Raw genomic sequence first — 25,513 nt, forward strand, 5'->3', positions numbered from 1 at the left:
CTATTCGCCTCGGATGTAAGTCGCGGTGGCTGGGGCAATGCCAAACGCGCTATTGGTTTCCACTTGCATCACCTGCGCCGCCACTTTGGCCATAGCGAAATGATGGTTGGCGTGCAGCGCCGCGAAAGCCAACTCTCGCTCAAGGGTTGATTGCATCTCAGCAATCCGTGTTTGATAGAGCGTCACTTCACTGGTCACGGAGACTTTCATCACTGCCGCTTCGGCGCTCAAATTCCCTAGCCACGTCGTGAGCTGTGCGATTTCTGCTTGCGCCTGTTCGATAGAGTGCTCAACAGCGTGACCACGGCGACGTTGGTTGTAGTCAATCTCTTCACTGGCTAAGCGAATCGCATGAAAAATATCTAACCAATGACGAAAATGCTCTCCAATACTGCTGCTTACGTACGGGGCCGCGGGTGTCACATAGTGACGATCTTCAATATCGAGTAAAAACTGCTGTGCTTGTTCAAGGGTTTCTAAACACCCCTGCACAACCGCGGGATAACTCATCACCATTCTGGCTTGTTGGTTGTCTGATTTGGCAATCATTAACATAAGGAAATTCCTAACAATGGGGGCTAATCGGTAGCGGGATACTGACGAACTAATTGACGCTCAGTTTGCCAAGCGCGAAGCAATTCACGGATTTTCGGCGTGCGGTGGCCCAGTTTTTTCTGTTGCGCACCAATTTGGAAAAGCAGTCGGTATTGCAAAAGCAGCGTAGAAAAAATCTCCAGCAAAGGCGTTTCGCTATCCCAGATATGGGCAGCCTCACTGCTGGCACCATTCACTTCCAAAATGGTGAAATTTTCTCCAGCCATAAACTGTTCAATGTCGGCGAACTTGATATCCAACCGTCCATAATGAAAGCCGTTGAAATCATCAAAAATGGCATCTAAACGCTGAGTCAACTCTGGGGTGATGTATTGGTTGCCATTGCGAAATATCGAACCACGACCGTGGCTTCCCGCAAACGCTAGCTGTACTTCTTCACCAGCGTCAGGCACCCAATCCAACTTGTTGCTGTGCCTTGGGAAATACAAATGCGTCAACTTACCTGCTCGAGGCGAGTCTTCAATTAATGTTTTCAGTGTTCGCTGGCCATCACCAACCACCGATGGCGCGTACTTCAACGTGATCGAAATAATCCGCCCCTGCTTTTCTTGTGGATGACGAACGTAAAACACCCCCGCCTCCGCCGAAAAAGGCGCTTTTTTCTGCAACAGAAACCGCGCTTGCTGCGGAAATGTGTGCAAATATTGACGAAGTTGCAGCTCGGTTTCGATAAGCTTCACGCCCGCGCCACGGCAACCAAGATCGGGTTTTGCCACTAAGGGATAAGTCAATCCTGCATCAAGCAACGATTGCTCAATCTCGGCCAACAGACTCTCAATCTCCTGCCCATGTTTGCTGACGGTGATGAAAGGAGAAATCCAGCGCTGCGCCTCTTTGCCCGCTAAGGTCAAAATATCGTGCTTAGACTCTCCCACCATGCCGCTGAGATGTATGGTGGGATTCGAAATTAATGGCAGCATGATGTCTCGATGCCACAAACCTTGCACGACACTCTGCGCCACAACCGGGGTATAAAAAAACCAGCTCGGTAGAAACTCATAAGGTGAAATCTCACGCTTGGGTGATTGACTTAACAACGGCATGCCCGCATTCACTCGGCCTTGTTCAATCATTTCAATGGCTCGATTCATATTGATATTTTTCCTTTTGACCAAGACTGGCTCACGACACGATTCATAACGGTCAGCAGTAAAAATGCGCCTAACACCCACCACCAAAGCCACGAGCTTTGTGCTAAGAAAGCTTGGCTACCTAACCAGTACACCGACCCAAACACCCCCCCGACCCAGAGCGCGCTGGCGAGTATGACCGCCAACAAAAAAACACGCATCGGCACGAGGCAATAACCACTTAGGGTGTAACCTAAGGTGCGCAATCCAGGAATAAAACGAATCACAAACAAACTCACAAAAGCCTTACTTTGAATACGCCCTCTCACCTGGCGAAACGCTTTATGCTTGAGCGTGTGATAACGCAAAAAACGGACACTTTGACCATATTTGCCCAACCAATAGAGCGCTAAATCGCCAGTAGTAATACCGACAAAAATGGCAACGATGGCAACCAAAGAAGGGAGGTAACCTTCCACGGCTAACCCTGCGGCTAGCACGATGGCAAGATCTTCCAAGAGATAGGAAACCAGCACGATGCCAATAAACAGCCACAGCGGCGAGCTCAGATGTAAGCTCAATATTTCTTGGATATAGGCGGCCAACATTTCCCCTCCATGAAGCCAAATGTCATATTTGAAATGCATAAGCTGCTTGAATAGACCGGAAGGGGATGAAAAAAATTACGCATTGAAGAAAAATACGCGAATGATCTGGCAGAGCGAGGTCCGCAGTTTTGCTCTGCTGACCATTTATCAATAGCTTAAAGAAGGAATCAACGAGGTGATTTTGCACGAACAGAGCACAGTACTGCTAGTGCTCGCATCTTCACACTAGTTGAGTATAATGTCGCCTTCGTTTTGAACCGCACGGCGCGGGCTCGGATAACGCAGTACATCGGTCTCTCATGGCCAATTCTGAGGAAGTAACATTGAACACGCTTTATCTTTCTGCCCTAGAGCAAAAAGACATCGATCAAGCCAAAAAGATTCTCGCCAGCGGTGAGCTCGTGGCGATCCCAACTGAAACGGTTTACGGCTTAGCCGCAGATGCCACCAATCCAGACGCTGTGAAAAAGATCTTTGCCGCGAAAGGAAGACCAGCCGATCACCCTTTGATTGTGCATATTGGCCGTGTGGAGCAATTGACCGATTGGGCGATCGACATTCCTGAAGAAGCGTATACTTTGGCGCAAGCCTACTGGCCAGGCCCAGTTACCTTGCTGTTGAAAAAAGCGCCCCATGTTACTCCCGTGGTTACTGGTGGCTTAGAGACCATCGGCATTCGAATGCCTGCGCATGACGTATTTGCAACCCTATTGCAATCTTCCGGTATGGCGGTTGCTGCGCCTTCAGCGAACCCCTACAAAAAACTGAGCCCCACTTCAGCCAAGCACGTTATGAATTCACTCGGTGGCAAAATTGCGGCCGTATTAGATGGAGGGGACTGCGCTCACGGGCTTGAGTCGACGATTGTCGATCTAACCGAAAAACCTTTCCGTATTTTACGTACCGGCCCAGTGACCGCCGCGCAACTCTCTGCCACATTGGGCGAGGAAGTGAGCTCTCCGGTTAGCCATAATGTTGCGGTACCCGGTAATGTTACTAGCCACTACCAACCCAATACCCGCGTTCGCTTGGTTCAAGCTAGCGATCTGGCACTGGTTGGGGATAAGAAGATCGCCTACCTTCACTACACGCCGTTCACTGCGCAAGAGAATGTTGAAGCCAGACAGATGCCTTCTTCCGTCGCCGAATACTCGCATGACTTATATCGCACACTCGATGAGGCGGACAAATGGGGCTGTGAGGAAATTTGGGTAGAAAGACCACCGGTGACCGAAAGCTGGTTTGCCGTTCATGACCGACTCAATCGAGCACAATCAAAACTTTGATTTAAAAAAGAATAACCAGAAAACCCAGCCGCTATCGCTGGGTTTTCTTTATGTATTTTTCCCACTTTTTCAGCCGTTGGTTCTGCTTTTTAAGCATTAGGATCATCATGTTCCAAATGCTTTAGGTACATGATGATCTAAATGCTTCTTAAGCTGTACACATCACCATTGCTGAGTCACCGCTCGACAACTGAACGGTTTTGTAAAATCCACGCAAGAACCCATCAGCACACTTGATTCGCGCCATAGACAGGCGTATTAACATCTCTTTATCGCATACCCCTTCTGGACAGTGACCGTGCAACATCTCAACCAACTGCTGATTTCTATGCAACCTTTGTTGGAACAATATGGCTACCTAGCTTTGATCGTCAGCATCGTGCTTGAGGGCGTTGGCGTACCGATGCCAGGGCAATCGCTAATGATCGCAGCATCCATCCTATCTTCTGATGGTGTGATGAATTTTTATTGGGTGATGATCGTCTCTTGGTTGAGCTGTTTTATCGGCAACAGCTGTGGTTACTTGTTGGGTTACCACTTTGAGTCTTGGTTGGATAAAAAAGGCTACATTTCAGGTACTAAGTTTCACAAGCTGCAACAGGCCATTCAAAAATATGGCCCAGCTTGCCTAGTCATCAGCCGCTTTGTCGAAGGGATGAAACAATTTATGCCACTGGCGTGTGGGATTGCCAAAATGCCCCTCAAAGAATTTCTCTTAGGCAACCTTCTCGCCACCAGCATTTGGGTTGCGGTATTTGGCTTACTGACTCACTTTGCCTTCGAACATTTGCATCAGATCACCCATTTTTACTCTGCCCACCACTTTGTTATTTGGGGGATCAGCGCCCTGCTCTTCTGTTCGATGATTTATGCTGTCATCAAACACCGACGCCGTTCAAAATAACCACGAATAGAAGACATGGTGATGCCTACACCACAGTAAAGGTGACGCTTCTCTTGTTGTTATTTCTAAAAGCAATTACTCACCAACCAATTTAGCATCATCGTGAATACTATAAAAAATTCATGTGGTTACCATTCAATATTTCAATTGCACAAATAGACTCCCTCATTAGTATCGAACAATCGGTATTTCATACTGATTGTAATTTTGTACTAGGGAATTTTATGAAAAGGCACTTTGAACTCATCGATAAACCCACTTTTTTTTGGCGCTCTAGCGCTTCTTTTTTCGGTGATTATTCCACTTCTTGTTTGGCCATCTCAAGGAGAATACTGGATAGGCGTAGCAAAAACATTCATGACCGATAAGCTGGGTTTTCTTTACCTAGGCCTTGGTTTGGCTGCATTTTTCTTCATGGTTTACATCATTTTCAGCGATATCGGTCAAATTAAACTGGGCGATGCCGATGAAAAGCCAGAGTTTGCCACAGGCTCCTGGGCGGCGATGCTTTTCTGCGGAGGGATCGGAGCCAGCATTCTTTATTGGGGCACTATCGAGTGGGCTTACTACTACCAAAATCCGCCATTCCAACTAGAAGCAGGCAGTGAAGAAGCCATTCGCTGGGCCGCCACTTACGGAATTTTCCACTGGGGGCCGATTGCATGGTCTATCTATCTGATTCCAGCTTTACCCATTGCTTACTTCTTCTATGTTCGTAAGCAGCCAGTTCTGAAAATTTCTGCGGCACTGATGCCTGTGATTGGAGAAGCAAGAAGTTACGGTAAATTGGGCAAAGTGATCGATGTTTTGTTTATTTTTGGCCTTCTTGGTGGCGCAGCCACCACGCTTGGTTTAGCTGCCCCTCTCATCAATGAAGGGATCAGCTATTTATTTGGCATCCCTTCAACAACACTCTCACAAATTGGTGTACTGCTCCTGTGTACTGCGCTGTTCGCCTATTCCTCTTATAAAGGCATGGATGGTGGTATTAAAGTACTCAGCAACATCAATTTCTGGGGTGCGCTCGCCTTGCTCGCTTTCATCTTAGTGACAGGCCCAACACTCTTCATGCTGGAAACCGGCTTAGATTCTATCGGCCGAATGCTGTCCAATTTCTTCGTTATGGCAACATGGGCGGAACCATTTGGCGGTTATGGGCCATTCGAGGATACCCACTTCCCTCAAGACTGGACGATTTTTTACTGGGCATGGTGGCTAGTGTTTGCCCCAAGTATGGGACTGTTTGTTGCGCGAATCTCGAGAGGGAGAACCATAAAGCAGATGGTGTCAGGGTCGATCTTTTTCGGTTCAATGGGCTGTGCGCTCTATTTTATGGTGCTGGGTAATTTTGGTTTATCATTGCAACTTTCGGGTCAATTAGATGTAGTCGCCATTCTTAACCAGCACGGTGCGACAAGAGCCATTTTTGCCATTCTGGAACAACTTCCGCTCAGCACTGTCGTGATCGCGGTATTCACTATTTTGTGCATTATTTTCACTGCGACAACCTTCGATTCGATTTCATTTATTCTCGCGTCCGTTGTACAAAACAATGTCACGGAAGATCCACTACGCTGGAACCGACTGTTTTGGGCTTTCACCTTATCACTCATGCCTTCCATTCTCTTATTCATGGGTGGCTTAGCGACATTGCAAACCGCAGCCATTGTGGGCGGTTTACCATTGCTAGGTATCGCCATTATGTTGATGATTTCCGGAATCAAAGCCGCAAGCTTAGACTTAGCACACCAAGAAGGTTATGAAGATCCCGTTATCAACATAGAAGAGTTTCCTGATGTTGATCCTTGGTCACGCGAAGGTATGGCACTGGCGAAATTCGAACGATTGAAAGATGAAGCGGTTGAGGCAGCAGAGCAAGAACGCGAGGCTCTCGCTGCCATCTGGAAACTGAAAAAAGTGATACGTTCTGAAGCGCTCTCTCGCGGAGAAAGCGGCTTAGAACTGGGAGAAGCTCCTGAGGAACAACTTACAGAAATTCAACGCCTAACGAACGCGGCAATGGAGGCTAAAGAACACAAACTGCAAGCATCTGAAGCGGCTCAAGCAGCGCGCATTGAATTTAACGAGCTGATCAAAGAAAAAGAGTTGCAATCTCTTCAGTCAGAATCACTCAGTTAATCACTCATCACAACCAAAAAGCTCACTCATGTACGAGTGAGCTTTCTTTCATCGCGTCATTTTCTTTACAAACACCACCACAAACAAGGCCATGGTAAAGCTACCAAGAAACGCCTCCAATGCCGCTATAAAGCGTGCCACGCCAACCGGCGATATGTCTCCGTAACCAAGCGTGGTAAATGTAACCACACTAAAATAAAGGGCATTAAGAAACTCCAGAAAATAGAACTGCCAACCCGTCACATCGGCATAAATCGGGTTAGCCGAGGTGGTGTCTAAGAAAAAGTAAGCCGCTGCACTGGCAAAAATCAGGAACAGTGAAAACAACACGACTCTAAGCGGGTCTTCTCCGTAGCCACAAAACAGATCAACCAATTTCGATAAAATCCGCTGCAGGCTGAGTCTCGGCATTTGATAACGACGAAAACGCATTTCCTTTTTAAAAAATAGCCCTGCACTTTCAAACAACCCTTGTTTTTCACACTGCTTGCGTACCCCTCGGCAGACTTCCTCCGCTTCTTGCCATAAGGATTTGGCTTTTTTATGATCGCCTTTTTTCATCGCAACTCGCGCTTCTTGCTCCTGTTTGAGCTCCTCCCCCCACTCGATATTTTCGAGACGGGCACGCGCCAAGTCCGCTCCGAGTAAATTGCAACCCTCTAGTTTTGCGCAGTGCAAATTGGCACACACCAATTTGCTCTTCATCAGTGAAGAACCGCGTAAATCTAAGCCAAAAAAATGAGCATCACTTAAGTCTGCGCGATAGAAATCGGCACCTCGACACTGAAACCCAACCTTGCTACCACGGTTAACCAAATTGAGATCAACCAAGTTTGTTTTTGCCAACTGAAATCCGTCTAAAGGTTTACCTTCTGCTGCCCATTGCTCAACCTGCGACTTGACGTCGTCATTGCTTTTATCGACTTTGGGATCGTGCCAGTAACAGAAACCAGACTCCCCACACGGTTGATCGCAGCACCAGCCATCAGGATTTTGATAGCTGCATCGGCCTTTTTCTGACTTCATTTGCTGCCCCTCTTGTCATACCGATTTGGATTTATTTGTTATGACCACGGTATAAAAGTAAGTGTAGGAGCTAGTTATTGAGTTGCCACTCAATTTGAAATTTGTTGCTTAAGCCAAGTGGTAAACGCTGCGGTGCTGTCATTTTTGCTGTTGTGGATCAAATAGTACCCCGCCTCTGCTCGGATGGGCTGAAAAGGAGAGACTAAGCGGCCGGTTTGCAACTCATCATCAATCAGCGCCATGCGTGCCATGGCAATCCCTACACCCGCTTCGGCAGCCGACATCGCCATATCGGTCCGGTTAAAGAAGTGTCCTCTTTCGGTTGGTAAATCGAGCCGTCTCTGCGCGACCCAACTAAGCCATTCATAATCCCTTGGCGCGTTTTCCCACGGCATAGCGTCGTGCAAAAGCACCACTTGACTCCACTCATCTAGCGCATACACGGCATTGTGCAACCACGCGTGTGTTTGCAAGTATCTGGGGTTCATCACAGGCAGCAAATATTCATCCAATAGCAACTCGGTATTGGCTTGACGAAACGGGTGTGGGCGGTAATCAATCGCGAGGTCAAAATCTCGCGTATCACTGTTCACCAAAGCCCCTTCGGCAAAAATTTGGATTTGAATATCGGGGTACTGCTGGTGAAAGCTTTCCAATTTTGGCACCAGCCATTTGAAGGCAAAAGAAGGAGTCAATTTAAGACGCACTTCCTGTGGGCGATTCTGCTCTTGCTTTAAACGTTGGATTTCCGCTGCCATTTCCCCAAAGTGCAACGCTGCACATTGATGAAGTTGACGACCTTTCTCCGTAAAGCGAATACCGCGAGAGTGCCGTTCAAACAAACTAAAACCAAGTTGCTGTTCTAGCTGTAATAACTGCTGACTCACCGCACCGGTAGTTAAGCAAAGTTGCCTTGCAGCCTCGGTTAAACTGGGGTACTTACCCACTTCCACAAAAGTATGCAGTGCCGATACATAAGTGCTTTTGATCATTTTTGCCCACTTGCGTTTAGTTTTTCTATAAGCAGCAATTAATTTATATCGATTGTTACCAAGTTGTAAACCTAAGAAACTCACGCTGTTTCTAATCAGGAGAAAATCAATGAAAGCAGTGGTATTGGGCAGTGGTGTGGTTGGCTTGATGAGCGCGTGGTATCTACAAAAAGCGGGCTATCAGGTGACCGTTGTCGACCGCCAAGCACGCAGCGCGGAAGAAACCAGTTTTGCCAACGCAGGGCAGATCTCTTACGGCTACTCTTCGCCTTGGGCTGCACCGGGCATTCCACAAAAAGCGCTTCGCTGGCTGATGGAAGAGCACGCGCCACTAAAAATCAAACCCTCTCTTGATCCTCAACTACTGAAATGGGCGACACAAATGTTGGCCAACTGCCAACTCAGTCGTTATCAAGTGAACAAAGCGAGGATGCTGGCAATTGCCAATCACAGCCGTGAATGCCTTAGCCAACTTCGCCTAGAGCACGATATTGAATACCAAGGCCGCCAACAAGGCACGTTGCAAGTTTTTCGTACTCAAAAGCAGTTGATCGCCATTGAAAAAGACATCGCACTACTTGAGCAAAGCGGTACGCGCTATCAACGTATGAGTGTCGATGAGTGCATTAAGCAAGAGCCGGGGTTGGCAGCCGTGAGCCATAAGCTGACGGGCGGTCTCTATCTACCTGACGATGAAACGGGCGATTGCTATTTATTTTGCCAACAGATGACAGAACTGGCACAACAGCAAGGCGTGACCTTTTTGTTCAATACGAACGTGAATAAGGTCAACACTCAAGGTAACCAAGTAGTGAGTGTGTCTACTGATGCTGGCGAATTGCAAGCCGATGTATACGTGGTGGCCATGGGCAGTTATTCCACCGCACTACTGGCACAACTGGGGATCACGATACCTGTTTATCCTGTCAAAGGTTATTCACTGACCGTTCCGATCACCGATGAAAGCCAAGCTCCGGTTTCTACGGTCATGGATGAAACCTATAAAGTGGCGCTGACTCGATTTGATGACCGCATTCGCGTGGCAGGCACGGCAGAGCTCGCGGGGTTCGATCCTGCGATTCCTGAGAAACGCAAAGCAACCATTTCTATGGTGGTGAACGATCTTTTCCCTCATAGCGGTGATTTTGCTAAGGCGGAATTCTGGACAGGTTTTCGCCCTATGACACCAGACGGCACACCACTCATCGGCAAAACCCCGCTCAAGAATCTCTATACCAATACCGGACATGGCACCTTAGGTTGGACCATGGCGTGTGGCTCAGGTCACTTGCTGAGCCAAATCATCACTGGCGAGCAATCGGAGAATCCGGCAGGGTTGGATCTCTTCCGCTACGCCAGCTAACCCAACACGCAATAAAGCGGCCAGATAAGCCATTAGAGGATTTATCTAAAATTCCCCAACATCGCAGAACTCATTTCATACAAAAGATGAATGGTTCTGCGATGCATTATTCTGCAATAAAAGTAAATAGCCACCGATATCCCGCATATTGTTCCATACAGCGTTTTTACTCTTTTCCATTTAACAATTTATTAGCATTTTGTGTTCACAGTCACGAAGGTGATATGTTTTGGATATTTTAATTAACAATTGCATTACAAAAAGATTAATATACCGAACAGAAAACAAACAACACAAACATCTAACAGGGAAAAATACTCATGCAGTCTTTAGTTGATTTTCTGAATGGAATTATCTGGAGCCCGGTGCTGATTTATCTGTGCTTGGGCGCTGGTCTGTTCTACTCCATCGTGACTCGCTTCGTTCAAGTGCGTCACTTCTTCGAAATGTGGCGCCTACTCCTTTCTGGTAAAAGCTCTTCAAAAGGGATCTCCTCTTTCCAAGCATTAGCCGTTTCACTTTCTGGTCGCGTCGGTACAGGTAACATCGCAGGTGTCGCAGCAGCGATCGGTTTTGGTGGTCCGGGTGCGGTATTCTGGATGTGGGTCGTAGCCTTCTTTGGCGCTGCAACCGCCTATGCAGAATCCACACTGGCGCAAATCTACAAAGAAGAAGACAACGGTGAATTCCGTGGTGGCCCAGCTTACTACATTGAGAAGGCCATGGGTCAGAAGTGGTACGCGTGGATCTTCGCCATTGCGACCATCTTTGCGTGTGGCTTCCTACTACCAGGCGTGCAGTCGAACAGCATTGGTAATGCGGTTGAAGCGGCATTTGGTCCTGGAGAGATGATTGAGACCGCCATCGGCACCTTCAGTTTTGCGAAAATTTTCACTGGTACGGTCATCTCTGTCATCCTAGCGTTCATCATTTTTGGTGGTGTAAAACGTATCGCAAACTTCACCCAAGTCGTGGTGCCATTCATGGCATTGGCTTACATCATCACGGCGTTCGTGATCATCCTACTCAACATTGGTGAAGTACCACGTATCATCGCGATGATCGTAGGTGATGCATTCACACCAATGGCGGGTGTCGGCTCTGCAATTGGTTGGGGTGTAAAACGTGGTGTTTACTCAAACGAAGCAGGTCAAGGAACAGGCCCTCACGCAGCGGCAGCAGCCAGTGTTGATCACCCTGCGCAGCAAGGTTTGGTGCAGTCGTTCTCAATCTACATCGATACTCTGCTCGTCTGTTCAGCGACCGCCTTTATGATTCTGATCACTGGCGCGTATAACGTTCATGGTGCAGAAGGTTTCCTCGTACAAAACATCTCGGCAGAAATCGCAGCCAACGGCCCTGTGTTTACACAAATGGCGATTGAAAGTGCATTGCCAGGCGTAGGTAAACCATTCATTGCGGTTGCGCTGTTCTTCTTCGCCTTTACTACGATTCTTGCTTACTACTACATTGCAGAAACGAACATCGCGTACATCCGTCGCAGCTTCAAAGTGAATGGTTTGATGTTTGTACTGAAAGTCGCACTGATTGCTGTCGTCTTCTACGGCACAGTGAAAACCGCGAACTTGGCATGGGCAATGGGTGATGTGGGCGTTGGCTTGATGGCATGGCTCAACATCGTTGGTATTCTAATCATCTTCTTCATGTCGAAGCCAGCGATCAAAGCGCTGCAAGATTATGAAGAGCAACAAAAGCAAGGCGTGACCGACTACACCTTCAACCCTGTAAAACTGGGTATCTCAGGAGCGACTTACTGGGAAGAGAAATACAAACGTAAAACAGGTCAAGATCCACAAACGGAAGAAAAACAAACCACCGTCGTGGAGCAACCTTCACTCTAACTTCTCAGGAAGTAAACACAACATCGTACAATAAGAAAAAGGCAGTGTTGCCCTCACGGGCAAATAAAAAAAGGGGTTAGCCATTGGCTAACCCCTTTCATTTCTGTTCCCAAAACGATGTGGCTTATGCAGCAAGCTCTTGCGCGCTCACGGCTGGTGCTTTCTTTTCACCAATAGGCAAAATAGTGCGGCCATATTCGTTGTTTAGCACTTGCGCCATAGCAAAATAGATTGCGCTCGCACCACAGAAGATGCCTTCAAAGCCCGCGATCGTGCCGATAAGTTCGCTGCCCGTAAAATCACGTGCTGCTAGCAGTGCAAACAGAATGGTCAATGAACCAAATACCACTTGTTTTGCTGTTGGGTAGCACAGCGAGCCAATGAACATGAAACCAGTGAAAATACCCCACAGAGCAAGGTACCAACCCATGAAATTTGCAGGGCTTGCTGGTAGACCCATGTATGGCATCACGATCAACGCAACCAGCGTCAACCAGAATAGACCGTAAGACGTAAACGCTGTGGTACCAAAGGTATCACCACGCTTAAAGCACATGATGCCTACGATCACTTGGCTTAGACCACCGTAAAAGATGCCCATTGCCAAGATCATTGAGTCAATCGGGAAGAAACCTGCATTGTGAATGTTGAGCAGGATAGTAGTCATACCGAAACCCATTAGACCAAGTGGCGCTGGGTTAGCCAGTTTAGTAGACATAAACGCGTACCTTTTCAAAAATGTTTATAAAAATTACGCGCGGATTTTAATGAAGCGTTGGATAAAAGATAGCTAGCTAAAGTGCAAACTAAGATTTCATATTAAACGAGCTGAATAAACAAACTCTGGCATAGCCAGAGTTTGTTTGAGGTTAGAAAGGTTACTGACAAGAAATCTCATCCCAGAACCAGTTTGATTGCGTTGGCGTCTCCCAAACTCCTGGGCCATTTTTAGCGATAAAGCACTTACCGTTGTAAGTCACTTTTTCACCATTCGCAACCTGCGTCACTCCCGGTTCCCACTGAATAAAGGTACCTGGGACTGGGGTTGGCTCTGGCGTCGGATCCGGTGTTGGCTCTGGGTCCGGAGTCGGATCTGGCGTTGGTACAGGATCTGGTGTTGGCGTTGGCTCTGTTGGTGTTCCCGCCACCAATTCCCAAGGCCCACCTAAGCTTGGATCGTTGCCTTGTGTCCACCATTTCGCCTTGTATGTCGTACCTTTGTAAGTGACTTGGTCGCCAGCAACGTAAACTTTACTTGCGCTCCACTCATTGCCACCCGGTTGGGTTCCTGGGTCAACAGGGTCTAGTTTGTCAACCACACGCACTTCTGGCCAACTTGCGTGCGAGCCATAGAAGTTAGTCACACATTTTTCGTAGTCGCCTGGTACTAACGCCGAATAGGCCGTTTGGAAGCCCACCAATTCACACTCAAAGGAATAGCCTCCTGGGCGATCGGCGTAATATTTCCAGTTGCCGTCCCAGTTGGTGTAGAGCACGTCGGTTGCACCATTGAGGTTCAAACTGCCATAAGGGGTTTGCTGCCAACAGGTGTTCTTCTCATCCGCTTCCACAGGGATTTGATAGTGCGATGCTAACCCTTCCCAGTAACGAATACGGTTAACCGGCTGGCCTTTGTCTTTATTCTGCTCACCACACTCAATACCACCATTGATGACGTTAATCGTGGTACCAAAGCCATAGCCAATGCCTGCGTCCACTTCACGCTGGGATGGCACCCAAGTACGGTCGATCACATGCAGCATGGCTGGTTTCGGCGCTTGAGGCGTTAAGAAAAACCAAATGGCTGAAGCGAGGTTTAACCAAGAGTCCGCCACCAAAGCTGGATTCTTAAGCAGCACGGTGGCATCACCATCGTACATCACTTCCGAAAAGGCCCCATAGTTGAAGTGGTAAGAAAGCTGTTTTGCTCCACGGCCAAAATAGCCCTGCCCCGCTTCACACGGCCAACGTTTGTTTTGCCAATCGTTTTGGCCACAACCCGTGGTGTAACCGGCTTGGCCTTCCGACCACCCCATTTCACGAACGTGAACTAACGCTTGTTGCCACTCTTCCAGACCTAGTGGGTTATCAGAGACGTTGTCAATCGCAATGTGGCCACCGGTTTCTTGCGCGAAATGAGCAAAGGCAGTCACGATGGATTTTTTACAGATCGCATCTGAATCTCGCCCGTCGGTGTACTCGCCACAGAAAGCAGGGAACTTACCTATCGCCTTTAAAAAACGCGTATAAGTGTATTCGGGCGCAGCCATATGAGTGAGAAAATCCCATTCACTTTGTGGGAAAACACGTTCAGTACGCTTTACGTTATCAGGGTTGCTCGCCGCCCCGGGAGCAATGGCTTCGACGATGGTATTCGAGCGTGTTTCTAACGCCTTCGACCAAATTGCGTACATGGGATCTGCCGTTTGCGCTTGCTCTGCGGCTTGCAGATCCACTCGTGAAACAACATATCCATTCGGGTTTTGAGGGTCTGGTTGGATATTCATTGCCGCTTGCGCTCCAGCGGCTAACGTGCATCCGATCAGAACCGACAGATGGGAGATCTTCATTCTTCCTTATCCTTTTTCTCTACACAAAAAATGTTACATTTCTGGCAGATTAGACCTTAATCCTCGGTAAAGTCAGAGAGATTCACCATTATTGAACAAAACTGCGAGTCATTTCAGCATCATGCAAATGGAACAACGTTCTACGACAAAGCGAATGCAGCCCCTGTTCCAAAACCAACAACCCGAGTAAACAGTAATAAAAAACCCCGAGAGTTCACTCGGGGTTTATTCGATAGATCAATGCAATGCGTTAACGCAAGATTATTCCCATTCGATGGTTGCTGGTGGCTTACCAGAGATATCGTAAACCACGCGTGAGATGCCGTTTACTTCATTGATAATACGGTTAGAAACCTTACCTAGGAAATCGTACGGTAGGTGTGCCCAATGCGCCGTCATGAAGTCGATGGTCTCTACAGCACGTAGAGAAACAACCCAGTCATACTTACGGCCATCGCCCATTACGCCTACAGAACGCACTGGTAGGAATACCGTAAACGCTTGAGATACCTTGTTGTAAAGATCCGCAGCGTGGAGCTCTTCAATAAAGATAGCGTCCGCACGACGTAGCAAATCACAGTACTCTTTCTTGATTTCACCAAGAACACGAACACCTAGACCCGGACCAGGGAATGGGTGGCGGTAAAGCATTTCGTAAGGTAGGCCAAGTTCTAGGCCAATCTTACGTACTTCATCTTTGAACAGCTCACGCAGTGGCTCAACAAGACCCATTTCCATCTCGTCTGGCAGACCGCCCACGTTATGGTGAGATTTGATTACGTGCGCTTTACCTGTCTTAGAGGCTGCTGACTCGATTACGTCTGGGTAGATAGTACCTTGAGCGAGCCATTTCGCATTTTTCAGCTTCTTCGATTCTTCATCAAATACATCGACGAATACGTGACCGATGGTCTTACGCTTCTCTTCAGGATCAGATTTGCCTTCAAGTGCTTTTAGGAAACGCTCTTCAGCATCAACTTTGATGATGTTTAGGCCAAACTTGTCGCCAAACATGTCCATCACTTGCTGACCTTCGTTTAAACGAAGTAGACCGTTATCAACGAAGACACACGTTAGCTTGTCGCCGATTGCACGGTGAACCAACATGGCTACTACTGATGAATCTACACCACCAGATAGACCTAGGATCACTTCATCGTCACCCACTTGCTCTTTAATACGAGCAACCGCATCTTCGATGATGGATTCTGAAGTCCATAGACGCTCACAACCACAGACGCCAAGAACAAAGTTCTCTAGCATTTGTAAGCCATTTTTAGTGTGCGTTACTTCTGGGTGGAACTGAACACCGTAGTATTTCTTCTCTTCGTTCGCCATTGCAGCGTAAGGACAAGTGTCTGTTTCACCTACTTTGGTGAAGCCCGCTGGAATCTCAACGACTTTGTCACCGTGGCTCATCCACACATCTTGAGTAGCTTCAAGATCTTTGAAAATAGCTGACTCACCAGACACTTTTACAGCTGCATAGCCAAACTCGCGCTCGTCAGAAGTCGATACTTTGCCGCCTAGCTGCTCAGCCATGGTCTGCATGCCGTAACACACACCCAGTACTGGCACGCCTGAATCGAATACATATTGAGGTGCGCGAGGAGAGTTATCTTCTGTCACGCTCTCTGGGCCACCAGAAAGAATAATACCGTCTGGGTTGAATTCACGAATATCCGCTTCTTCAACATCCCAGCTCCAAAGCTCACAGTAAACGCCGATTTCACGTACGCGGCGCGCAACAAGTTGAGTGTACTGCGAACCGAAATCTAGGATCAGAATACGTTGGTCATGAATATTTTTAGTCATTGAGGTTAATCTCGATATCAAATTTGGTGGATGGGGAGCCCATCTCGCTCCCCATAAGCTTTAAATTTCAACTCAGGGTCAATTAACCCAAGCGATAGTTAGGTGCTTCTTTGGTGATTTGTACATCGTGCACGTGAGACTCTTGCATGCCCGCGCCCGTAATGCGTACGAATTCAGCTTTAGTGCGCATTTCTTCGATCGTTGCACTGCCTGTTAGGCCCATGCTTGAACGTAGACCACCCATTTGCTGGTGAACGATCTCTTTTAGGCGGCCTTTGTACGCGATACGGCCTTCGATACCTTCTGGTACCAGCTTGTCTGCTGCGTTGTCTGACTGGAAGTAACGATCTGAAGAACCTTGAGACATTGCGCCCAAAGAACCCATACCACGGTAAGCTTTGTAAGAACGGCCGTTGTAAAGAATCACTTCACCCGGTGCTTCTTCAGTACCCGCAAACATAGAACCAACCATCACACAAGATGCGCCCGCCGCAATCGCTTTACAGATATCACCAGAGAAACGGATACCGCCATCAGCAATCACTGGCACGCCATATTGGTTCGCTACTTCCGCTGCGTCTGCAATCGCGGTGATTTGTGGAACACCTACGCCAGTAACGATACGAGTCGTACAGATAGAGCCTGGGCCAATACCCACTTTTACTGCGCTAACACCCGCTTCAATCAGGGCTTTTGCACCCGCCGCTGTCGCAACGTTGCCGCCAATGATATCAAGATTAGGGAATGCTGCTCGTGTATCACGAATGCGTTGTAGAACACCTTCTGAGTGACCATGTGAAGAGTCAATCAACAGTACATCAACACCGGCTTCAACCAGTGCAGCAACGCGTTCTTCGTTACCCGCGCCCGCACCAACCGCTGCGCCTACGCGTAGACGACCTTGCGCATCTTTACATGCGTTTGGTTTACGTTCTGCTTTGTGGAAGTCTTTTGCCGTGATCATGCCGGTCAATTGGAAATCATCATTCACAACCAGTACTTTCTCAACGCGGGCTTCATGCATTTTTTCTTGCACTTCAGCGCGAGTTGCACCTTCTTTTACGGCAGCCAAGTTTTCTTTTGGTGTCATGACAGAAGAGACTTTCTTAGACAGGTCTGTCACAAAACGTACGTCACGACCGGTGATGATACCCACTAGCTCATTGCTTTCAGTAACCACTGGGAAACCAGCAAAACCGTGCTTGTCGGTCAGCGCAACCACATCCGCGATGGTCGCATCAGGGCTTACAGTGACAGGATCCGTTACCACACCCGCTTCAAACTTCTTCACTTTACGAACTTCAGCAGCTTGCTGTTCAATAGACATATTCTTGTGAATAAAGCCAATGCCACCTTCCTGCGCAAGTGCAATAGCGAGACGAGCTTCCGTCACGGTATCCATCGAGGCAGAGATCATAGGAATGTTCAGTGTGATGTTTTTGGTCAACTGAGTGCGAAGATCAGCTGTGTTTGGGAGAACAGTGGAGTGAGCTGGCACGAGTAGTACGTCATCGAATGTCAGCGCTTCTTTGGCAATTCTTAGCATTTGCAATATCTCACAATATGTAGAGGTAAAAAGAACAATCCAATCTCATCGTTTCGCATAATGAGGGCAGCAGGCTTTAAGCAACTTGCTACATTTGGATTAGATATTGCGGACGGATTATACGGCCAACGCAATCGCTTGACCACAAATTTTTTAATTTTTTTCTTGCATTAACCCACTTGCTATGTATTATATTGCGGCTAACTTCCATACCCACGTCTACGGGATTAGCTTTGTCTTCTCTGACCAATCCAAACATCTTCACCGTCTCACGTTTAAATTCTGAAGTTCGTTTATTGCTTGAAAACCAATTAGGCATTGTTTGGTTAGTGGGAGAGATTTCTAACTTCTCTGCACCGGTTTCTGGTCACTGGTACTTCACTCTTAAAGATTCAATGGCACAAGTAAAATGCGCCATGTTTAGAGGGAATAACCGCCTCGTTTCTTTTAAGCCCACCAATGGTAATCAAGTGTTGGTCAAAGCACGTCTTTCGTTGTACGAGCCACGTGGTGATTATCAGTTGATCATCGAAAGCATGCAGCCAGAAGGCGATGGTCGTCTGCAACAGCAATTTGATGCGTTAAAAATGAAACTGGCCAGCGAAGGGCTTTTCGCCCAATCCAGCAAACAGGCCATTCCAGAGCACCCGAAGTGTGTAGGCATTATCACCTCGAAGACAGGTGCAGCGCTTTATGACATTCTCGATGTACTGAAACGCCGAGATCCTTCCCTACCAGTGGTCATTTATCCGACTCTGGTACAAGGAGAAGAGGCCGCCATTCAAATTGCTCAAGCAATTGGACGTGCAAACAGCCGTAACGAATGTGACGTATTGATTGTCGGCCGTGGCGGTGGCTCATTGGAAGATCTTTGGTGCTTTAACAATGAAATTGTCGCCCGCACTATTGCTGCCAGCCAAATCCCAATTATCTCTGCGGTTGGCCACGAGATTGATGTGACGATCGCAGACTTTGTTGCAGATTTACGCGCACCAACGCCATCCGCAGCAGCAGAACTGGTTAGCCGTGATAACAGCCACAAAGATCAAGCCTTAATGAGCCGTGAGCAAAAACTGCGCGCAGCATGGCGTCATTACCTCACCGAGCAAAATCGCACCATAGTCTCGCTGAGCCATCGACTAGAGAAACAGCATCCTCGCTATCGCTTGATGCGTCAGACTCAGCAAGCTGATGAGTTGCAGATCCGCTTACAACGGACGATGGAAAAGTATCTGGCACAACGAGAACAAAAGGTATCTCGTGTTCAGCACAAACTGCAGTTGCTTTCACCTGTTCGTCAAATCAGTGAACAAAAAAATGCGCTTGCACGAGTGGAACAGAAGATGATGGATGCAATGGACCGCAAGCTGCTAAGGTTGCGCCACCAGATCGCGATCGCGGCGGAGAAACTCGACACTGTAAGCCCCTTGGCGACACTGAAACGAGGCTACTCCATTACGCAAAGTGAATCAGGTGAAGTGATTACGCGTCAATCACAAATTAAAACGGGCGACACTTTGGTCACCCGCTTATCCGATGGTGAAATACGCTCTACCGTGAACTAATCCATGGCTTAATCTGTGGTAACGGTTTGGGCTTATTCTGCGGGTTTCTCTTTGAACTGAAAGCGAATTCTTGATTTTGATTTAAGCTCGTTGCAGTGATTACAGAAGTAATTCGCCGCACCGCACGCTTGCAGTTTCTCTAATTCAGCCTCACATTCTGGGCAAAATCCAAGCTTGGTAAACTCTTTATCACACTGTTGGCAGTGATACTGTCCGTTCCACTCCAGCTCCTGCTGGCAAATCGGGCAATGATTCTCGTTCATTTTCTTTTCTCGTTGTCACTATGAGATCAATTCAATCTTGCACTCACGGTTTGGTGAGCGCGTTTTACTTGATACATGCAGATGTCAGCTTGACGAATAAGTGCATCCACGTTGGCCAAGGACTCACCTTCCGCATAGTCCGCGCCAATACTGACTGAAACAGAATAATCCTCTATCAAGAAGAACATTTTGATCTTGCTTTGTAATTGCTGATAAAACGCTTGGAACGCCTGTTTGTGCACAAATGGGCAAATCGCGACAAACTCATCACCTCCGTAACGAGAAATGACAGCGTGTTGAGGAAACTGCGCCATCAACCAATTGGCCAAGTTGATTAACACGGCATCGCCAACATCATGGCCAAACCGATCATTAATGTACTTAAACTCATCAACATCAATAAAAAAACAGCCAATCCCATACTCACTGTGCCGAGCTGTTTCTAGCAAAGGTTCGGATTCCAAGTAGAAGATTCGTCGGTTGTAACACTGCGTCAGAGGATCGCGATTTACGTGATAGTGAAGTTGTTCTTCTAAGTGATACTTTTCTAGTGCTATCGAATAAAGCGCAGCGAGAAGATCCAAGATTTCCAGTTCTTCTTTTGCTGGTTTAGAAGGCATGTCGCTGTAAATGGCAAAGGTGCCCAGCACTTTATCTTGTCGGGAAACAATCGGGACGGACCAACATGCCGCCACATTCGCCGCTTTCGCTAACTCGGCATAGGGCTGCCAATTCGGGTGACTCTCAATATCACTCACGACCACGGACTTTCCGCTATAAGCTGCAGCTCCACACGATCCTATCCTTTCACCAATCTCGACACCTTCAATTGCTTGATTGTAAAAATCAGGAAGATTCGGGGCGTATTCAAGATGCAGCGTATTGTGCTGCGGATCCAGCTTCAAAATCGAGGCCTTACGAGATCCAAACAGATGCTCTGACAAGGATACAATTTCTCGATTTAACTGATCTTTCTCCAATCCTAAGGCTAACTTCCCCAACAATTGATTGATCGACCTATGGGCGTCCAAAAGTCTCATGCTATCCATAACAGCGCTCTAGTGTACTAACTTTACTCAATATTATTATGATTTACCCTAGTGTTGTTGATTCACTCAGCAACTCTAGGGTATGGTTAGCTGGAGTTTAACAGAACGATAACATCAATAATCAGACCTTAAACACGCTTATCGGATCTTATCTTGATCGTCTGGTTATTTTATTTTGATCAGCGATCTGCCTAAAAAAGAACATTTATATAACCACACCCCGAAAGCATAAGTTACATATGCTGCATTTCAATTTTAAACAACACAAAAATCTATATAGGCATATTTGAATCTGTATTTTTGGTTTTTTATATAAAGATCATTTTTCTCTGTTGGGCGTGACTTGCGTGTGCATTTCAATGGTCTGCTCATCCAACAGCACCAATGTAACGGCAATCTCTTTCATTTCGAACAGCCCAGCAGCATGCGTTCCCCCACAAGGGATAATCGCCGTTGAGGCTTCTCCCAAATCACATTGCCAGTAACGAGAGTCGGTTAAATATTCGCCATGACAGTTCATGAATATTTCGGATCCGCGAGCAAGCCAGTGCTCAAGCTGTACATTGACCTCGGATTCAATCTCTTGAATATTTTCCACAACATCAGCACTGTTCAGCCCTCTTTTGCGTAGCGTTTTTCCCAGTCGATAGGTGTCTAGACAACACTCTGGCGTCACAACGCTACTCTCTTGAGCATAACTGTTAAAATCATAGTAACCATGAGGGTCTTTGCGATCGGCATCTTTGCGCCAGTAACCTTGCGCCAAGACTTTATTCAATGCCAGATAGGCTAAATGCCCTGCACTGTGACCTCGACTCAGGCTTTGTTGATATTCTTTGTCGACACTCAATCGTACTTTGCTTCCAACAGAAAGTTGCCCGCGCTCGGCTTCAATTTCATGAACCACTACGAAGCTCCATCCCTCAGTATCTCGCTTTACAGGTATCGCTTGATCAACAAACAGGCGCCCTGTAGAGCACTCTACAGCGCCAACCCAACAACCGATGATGGGCCACTCTTTGCCATCCGCGATAAGACTTCCCCGATCTGCAGGGTGATCTGGCCAAATATGACTAACCGGATGAAATGGAGTGTGCTGAGTCACGACATAAAGAGAATGTTCATTGGCTGAAGTGAGTACAATGTCACTCTCCAACTGCCAGGTCTGATGACAAAAGCGAACCTTAGTGGGTGTTATCTGCATATTTCTTATCTCAACAAATGATGTGGCATGTTATCCATATTGGGAAACGGAAAATAAAAAAATGCCCAAGTAAAACTTGGGCATCAAAAACAGTTCAGATTATTTCTTGCGATTTTTTACCGCACTCATCATGCGCTTACGTGCACGCTCTTGAGAAAGGGTCATCTTATTAACACGGTTCTCAAACGGGTTATCACTGTTTTGGAACTGAATACGAATCGGCGTACCCATGATATCTAGTGACTTACGGAAGTAGTTCATTAGATAACGTTTGTAAGAATCCGGCAATTCACGAACTTGGTTACCATGGATCACCACGATTGGTGGGTTATAACCACCTGCGTGCGCATATTTCAGTTTCACACGACGGCCACGAACCATCGGCGGTTGGTGATCTTCCGTTGCCATCTTCATGATACGCGTCAGTACCGATGTCCCTACACGAGTGGTTGCAGAGCGGTAAGCTTCTTGAACTGATTCAAACAAATGGCCTACGCCAGTACCGTGCAACGCAGAGATAAAGTGGATGCGAGCAAAATCGACGAAGCCAAGACGACGATCGAGCTCTTTCTTCACATTCTCTTTCACTTCGTTATCCAAGCCATCCCACTTGTTCACGGCCAGTACGATAGAACGACCCGCATTAAGTGCGAAGCCCAATAAGCTCAAATCCTGATCCGAGATGTTTTCTCGAGCGTCAATCACTAACAGTACAACGTTGGCATCTTCAACGGCTTTCAATGTTTTAACAACAGAGAATTTTTCAACCGTTTCATGTACTTTACCGCGACGACGAACACCTGCGGTGTCGATCAACACGTATTCGCGACCATCACGTTCCATTGGAATGTAAATGGAGTCACGCGTGGTTCCAGGCATGTCGTACACAACAACGCGTTCTTCACCCAAAATACGGTTAGTCAGCGTTGATTTACCCACGTTTGGACGACCAATAATAGCAAGCTTAATTGGCTGGTCTTGCAGTCGCTTCAGTGACTCTTCGGCATCTTCTTCAGAGTACTCTTGCTGTTCTGCTTCTTCATCTTCCATATTGGTCAGATCTTCGATCTCACCTTCGCTGTTAGCACTGAGAAGATTGTCAAAGAATGGATCGAGTGCACGTTCAATCAGCGCAGTCACACCACGACCATGCGCTGCGGCAATTTGGTACATCTCATCAACGCCCAGTTGCCAAAAGTCTGCGCTGGCAGCATCCGCATCAATGCCATCCACTTTGTTTACCACCAGCATGGTGGCTTTTTCGATTTTACGTAAATGGGCAGCAATCGCCTCATCGGATGGCGTCAATCCTGCGCGACCATCCACCATGAACAACACAACGTCAGCTTCGCGGATCGCAGCAAGTGACTGTTCTGCCATTTTGGTTTCAACGCCTTCTTCAGAACCATCGATACCACCCGTATCAATCACAATAAAGTCGTGCTCACCTACTTTGGCTTGACCATATTTACGGTCACGAGTCAGACCTGGAAAGTCCGCCACCAATGCGTCACGAGAGCGAGTCAATCGGTTAAACAACGTAGATTTACCTACGTTTGGACGACCGACTAGAGCAACAACAGGTATCATAACAACCTCTACAATAATCTTTGATCTGTAGTTATAGGTAACCACTTGCTTGATAGCACTTCAAACCAGCTTTTTACCTATAACCACAATCGTCTTGTCACGACTGCAATGTTGAACGTTGCAGCGTGTTATTAAAAATTAGCAACAAAACGGCTCCTAACTGTCACCAGCCAGGAGCCGAATGTGAATTATATCACGATATTATTCGTTGATCGTCAGTTTCTTTACATCGCCATTGCGCGTTGTAATGACATAGCCATCTGGCAATACTGTTGGACCAACGGCGAAACCACTGTCATTGATCATCTGCTGAGCCACGAACTCACCAGTAGTACGATCTAACCAATGCAAGTAGCCTTGGCTGTCTCCAACAACTAAGTAGTTGTTCACCATGACTGGAGCGGTCAACAAACGATACTCTAGCTGTTCATTTTGCCACAGCTCGGTTCCGCTACGTGCATCGACAGCAACCACATGATCTTTGTCAGTGACGACAAAAAGTCGACTGCCATCGGTCGCCATATCAATGGCTGACGAATAATTACGTTTCCAAACGGCATTGCCTGAACGTAAATCGAGTGCGATAAGTTGGCCATTGTAACCGACAACGTAAAGCATACCGCCAAGCACGATTGGCGATGAATCCACATCCACTAAACGATCGATTTCAGTCGCGCCTTTTGGTGTACCAACAGGCTGTTGCCAGATCAACTGACCACGCTCAACAATAGCAGCCGCTAAACGGCCATTCGCCGTTCCCCAAAACACACCACCGGATACCGCCGTCGGCGTACTATCGCCGCGCAGAGTCAAGTTAGGTACTTCAGTGCTGATGGTCCACTTTTGTTCGCCATTATCTTGGTCGAAGGCCATCAATACGCCATTGCTGGTATTCACAATCACTAGACCATTTTCAGCAACGGGCTTTGCTAAGATTTCGCCGACCACAGAGATGCGCCAAGAGACCTCACCAGTCGCTTCGTCCAAAGCGATCAGATCACCATTTTCACTGCCAATGTAGACATGGCCGTAAGCCGCAGTTAAGCCACCAGACAATCTCGCTGTATCGCCTTGCTTGACGTTTTGGCTCCACAGTTGCTTACCTGATGTCGGATCCAGAGCTCTCACCACACCATCACGACTGGCGATAAATAGCTTGTCGTAAGCATATTCAGGAGAGAGTTTAGAGAAATAATGGCCTACACCATTCCCCACACTGGTACTCCAAGCAGATTGCGGAGTGAACTGGCTATTCACCTGTGGCAATGGCGCCATTACAATGGTGTCTTCCTCACTGGCACAACCCGCCAACACACCCACTGTAATCATGCCTAATAAGGCTTTCCTGACCATTTTCTTCATGCCATGAAGTCCTTATTTTGCCAGATCATCCAATTTCATTTGCAGAGTTTGACCTGCATCAGCGGCTTGTTGCGCTTCAGAGTAAGCGGCATAAGCGGCTTCTTTGTCACCCTGACGCAAAGCAATATCACCACGCAATTCTGCTACACGACCCGTCCAGCTAGCGTCTGTCACTTTTGCTAACTCAGCTTTTGCTGCATCAAAATTGCCTAACTCTGCTTCTACTCGCGCAATACGGTAAGTCGTTAACGGAATAAGCGCCGCATCTTTGCTGTTGCTCTGAGCCCATTTTAGCTGGGTCAGCGCAGCATTAAGATCACCAGCGGTTACTTGTGCCTTAGCCAGTTGTAACGCTGCTAGTACCGAATACTCTTTGACGTCATTAGAGGCAATGAAAGCTTCAACATCCGCAGCCGCTTCAGCGCCTTTCGCCTGTAATGCATTAATTGCGGAAGTATAATTTTGTGAAGCAGCTTCACGCGCTTGCGTTACGCTATCTTGGTAGTAACGCCAGCCAAATAGACCACCGAGACCAACAACGGCACCGATGATCACGGCTTTGCCGTTCTCTTTCCACCAATCTTTTATCGCTTCAACTTGTTCTTCTTCAGTATTGTAAACTTCCACTTCCTGTCCTCTTTAAAACTGATTCAATGGCAGCGAAACCGCTGCCATTGTTGTGAC

General features: G+C 47.4%; 20 protein-coding genes and 1 pseudogene. 6 read left to right on the plus strand and 15 right to left on the minus strand.

Going from position 1 to position 25,513, the window contains the following annotated elements; genetic code table 11:
* The 3 genes from PQQ36_RS13510 to PQQ36_RS13520 are packed head-to-tail and all read right to left on the minus strand — an operon-like array spanning window position 1 to window position 2,290.
* Window positions 1–555: a hypothetical protein gene (locus PQQ36_RS13510; protein WP_011078504.1), complete on the minus strand. Its 555-nt coding sequence runs from the start codon at window positions 553–555 to the stop codon at window positions 1–3.
* Window positions 556–578: 23 nt separating this feature from the next.
* On the minus strand, window positions 579–1,706 hold the full coding sequence (locus tag PQQ36_RS13515; RefSeq protein WP_273661675.1) for a D-alanine--D-alanine ligase: 1,128 nt from the start codon (window positions 1,704–1,706) through the stop codon (window positions 579–581).
* Window positions 1,703–2,290: a DedA family protein gene (locus PQQ36_RS13520; RefSeq protein WP_370443746.1), complete on the minus strand. Its 588-nt coding sequence runs from the start codon at window positions 2,288–2,290 to the stop codon at window positions 1,703–1,705. The genes PQQ36_RS13515 and PQQ36_RS13520 overlap by 4 nt, the downstream gene beginning before the upstream one ends.
* A 302-nt stretch (window positions 2,291–2,592) precedes the next feature.
* On the opposite strand from PQQ36_RS13520, the gene PQQ36_RS13525 reads away from it, so the two are divergent.
* The 3 genes and pseudogenes from PQQ36_RS13525 (at window position 2,593) to PQQ36_RS13535 (ending at window position 6,622) form a co-directional block, all read left to right on the plus strand.
* On the plus strand, window positions 2,593–3,579 hold the full coding sequence (locus PQQ36_RS13525) for an L-threonylcarbamoyladenylate synthase (RefSeq protein WP_039552872.1): 987 nt from the start codon (window positions 2,593–2,595) through the stop codon (window positions 3,577–3,579).
* Between the two features lie 298 nt (window positions 3,580–3,877).
* The gene (locus tag PQQ36_RS13530) at window positions 3,878–4,483 is read left to right on the plus strand and encodes a DedA family protein (RefSeq protein ID WP_039552869.1); all 606 of its coding nucleotides are present in this window, start codon (window positions 3,878–3,880) and stop codon (window positions 4,481–4,483) included.
* A 224-nt stretch (window positions 4,484–4,707) separates the two neighbouring features.
* Window positions 4,708–6,622: pseudogene (locus PQQ36_RS13535) on the plus strand (BCCT family transporter).
* A gap of 48 nt (window positions 6,623–6,670) precedes the next feature.
* Here the strand turns inward: PQQ36_RS13535 and PQQ36_RS13540 are convergent.
* Together PQQ36_RS13540 and PQQ36_RS13545 are read right to left on the minus strand one after the other, a co-directional pair.
* Window positions 6,671–7,648, minus strand: coding sequence for an ion channel (locus PQQ36_RS13540; protein ID WP_072610743.1), 978 nt, complete (start codon window positions 7,646–7,648; stop codon window positions 6,671–6,673).
* Window positions 7,649–7,737: 89 nt separating this feature from the next.
* The gene (locus tag PQQ36_RS13545) at window positions 7,738–8,724 is read right to left on the minus strand and encodes a LysR substrate-binding domain-containing protein (RefSeq protein WP_080557505.1); all 987 of its coding nucleotides are present in this window, start codon (window positions 8,722–8,724) and stop codon (window positions 7,738–7,740) included.
* Between the two features lie 25 nt (window positions 8,725–8,749).
* Between PQQ36_RS13545 and PQQ36_RS13550 the strand changes: the two genes are divergently transcribed.
* Together PQQ36_RS13550 and PQQ36_RS13555 are read left to right on the plus strand one after the other, a co-directional pair.
* Window positions 8,750–10,003 (plus strand): D-amino acid dehydrogenase, encoded by a 1,254-nt coding sequence (locus PQQ36_RS13550; protein ID WP_013572339.1) that lies wholly within the window; start codon window positions 8,750–8,752, stop codon window positions 10,001–10,003.
* A gap of 320 nt (window positions 10,004–10,323) precedes the next feature.
* Window positions 10,324–11,865: an alanine/glycine:cation symporter family protein gene (locus PQQ36_RS13555; protein WP_273661676.1), complete on the plus strand. Its 1,542-nt coding sequence runs from the start codon at window positions 10,324–10,326 to the stop codon at window positions 11,863–11,865.
* A 124-nt stretch (window positions 11,866–11,989) separates the two neighbouring features.
* Here PQQ36_RS13555 and PQQ36_RS13560 read toward each other — a convergent pair whose 3' ends face one another.
* The 4 genes from PQQ36_RS13560 to guaB form a co-directional block, all read right to left on the minus strand.
* Window positions 11,990–12,583, minus strand: coding sequence for an acetate uptake transporter (locus PQQ36_RS13560; RefSeq protein ID WP_013572341.1), 594 nt, complete (start codon window positions 12,581–12,583; stop codon window positions 11,990–11,992).
* Between the two features lie 160 nt (window positions 12,584–12,743).
* Complete coding sequence (locus tag PQQ36_RS13565; protein ID WP_039552865.1) at window positions 12,744–14,435, minus strand: chitinase; 1,692 nt, start codon at window positions 14,433–14,435, stop codon at window positions 12,744–12,746.
* 261 nt (window positions 14,436–14,696) lie between these two features.
* Window positions 14,697–16,250: a glutamine-hydrolyzing GMP synthase gene (gene guaA / locus PQQ36_RS13570; RefSeq protein ID WP_072610746.1), complete on the minus strand. Its 1,554-nt coding sequence runs from the start codon at window positions 16,248–16,250 to the stop codon at window positions 14,697–14,699.
* Window positions 16,251–16,332: 82 nt separating this feature from the next.
* A complete protein-coding gene (gene guaB / locus PQQ36_RS13575) occupies window positions 16,333–17,796 on the minus strand; it encodes an IMP dehydrogenase (protein WP_013572343.1) in 1,464 nt (487 codons plus the stop codon).
* Window positions 17,797–18,029: 233 nt separating this feature from the next.
* On the opposite strand from guaB, the gene xseA reads away from it, so the two are divergent.
* Window positions 18,030–19,361 carry an exodeoxyribonuclease VII large subunit gene (gene xseA, locus PQQ36_RS13580; protein WP_072610747.1) on the plus strand — a complete coding sequence of 444 codons (1,332 nt, stop codon included), beginning with the start codon at window positions 18,030–18,032 and terminating at the stop codon, window positions 19,359–19,361.
* Window positions 19,362–19,393: 32 nt separating this feature from the next.
* On the opposite strand, the gene PQQ36_RS13585 is transcribed toward xseA, so the two are convergent.
* The 6 genes from PQQ36_RS13585 to PQQ36_RS13610 form a co-directional block, all read right to left on the minus strand.
* Window positions 19,394–19,624, minus strand: a complete 231-nt coding sequence (locus PQQ36_RS13585; protein WP_011078519.1) for a zinc ribbon domain-containing protein — start codon at window positions 19,622–19,624, stop codon at window positions 19,394–19,396.
* Window positions 19,625–19,650: 26 nt separating this feature from the next.
* The gene (locus PQQ36_RS13590; RefSeq protein ID WP_072610748.1) at window positions 19,651–20,673 is read right to left on the minus strand and encodes a sensor domain-containing diguanylate cyclase; all 1,023 of its coding nucleotides are present in this window, start codon (window positions 20,671–20,673) and stop codon (window positions 19,651–19,653) included.
* A gap of 319 nt (window positions 20,674–20,992) precedes the next feature.
* On the minus strand, window positions 20,993–21,877 hold the full coding sequence (locus PQQ36_RS13595; RefSeq protein ID WP_011078521.1) for a metal-dependent hydrolase: 885 nt from the start codon (window positions 21,875–21,877) through the stop codon (window positions 20,993–20,995).
* Between the two features lie 99 nt (window positions 21,878–21,976).
* Window positions 21,977–23,467, minus strand: coding sequence for a ribosome biogenesis GTPase Der (gene der / locus PQQ36_RS13600; protein ID WP_013572346.1), 1,491 nt, complete (start codon window positions 23,465–23,467; stop codon window positions 21,977–21,979).
* Window positions 23,468–23,668: 201 nt separating this feature from the next.
* Window positions 23,669–24,829, minus strand: a complete 1,161-nt coding sequence (bamB, locus tag PQQ36_RS13605; protein ID WP_045598210.1) for an outer membrane protein assembly factor BamB — start codon at window positions 24,827–24,829, stop codon at window positions 23,669–23,671.
* Window positions 24,830–24,841: 12 nt separating this feature from the next.
* The gene (locus PQQ36_RS13610) at window positions 24,842–25,456 is read right to left on the minus strand and encodes a YfgM family protein (RefSeq protein ID WP_011078524.1); all 615 of its coding nucleotides are present in this window, start codon (window positions 25,454–25,456) and stop codon (window positions 24,842–24,844) included.
* Window positions 25,457–25,513: the final 57 nt, after the last annotated feature.

Source organism: Vibrio sp. CCUG 15886 (assembly GCF_028570825.1).
GTDB lineage: Bacteria > Pseudomonadota > Gammaproteobacteria > Enterobacterales > Vibrionaceae > Vibrio > Vibrio vulnificus_B.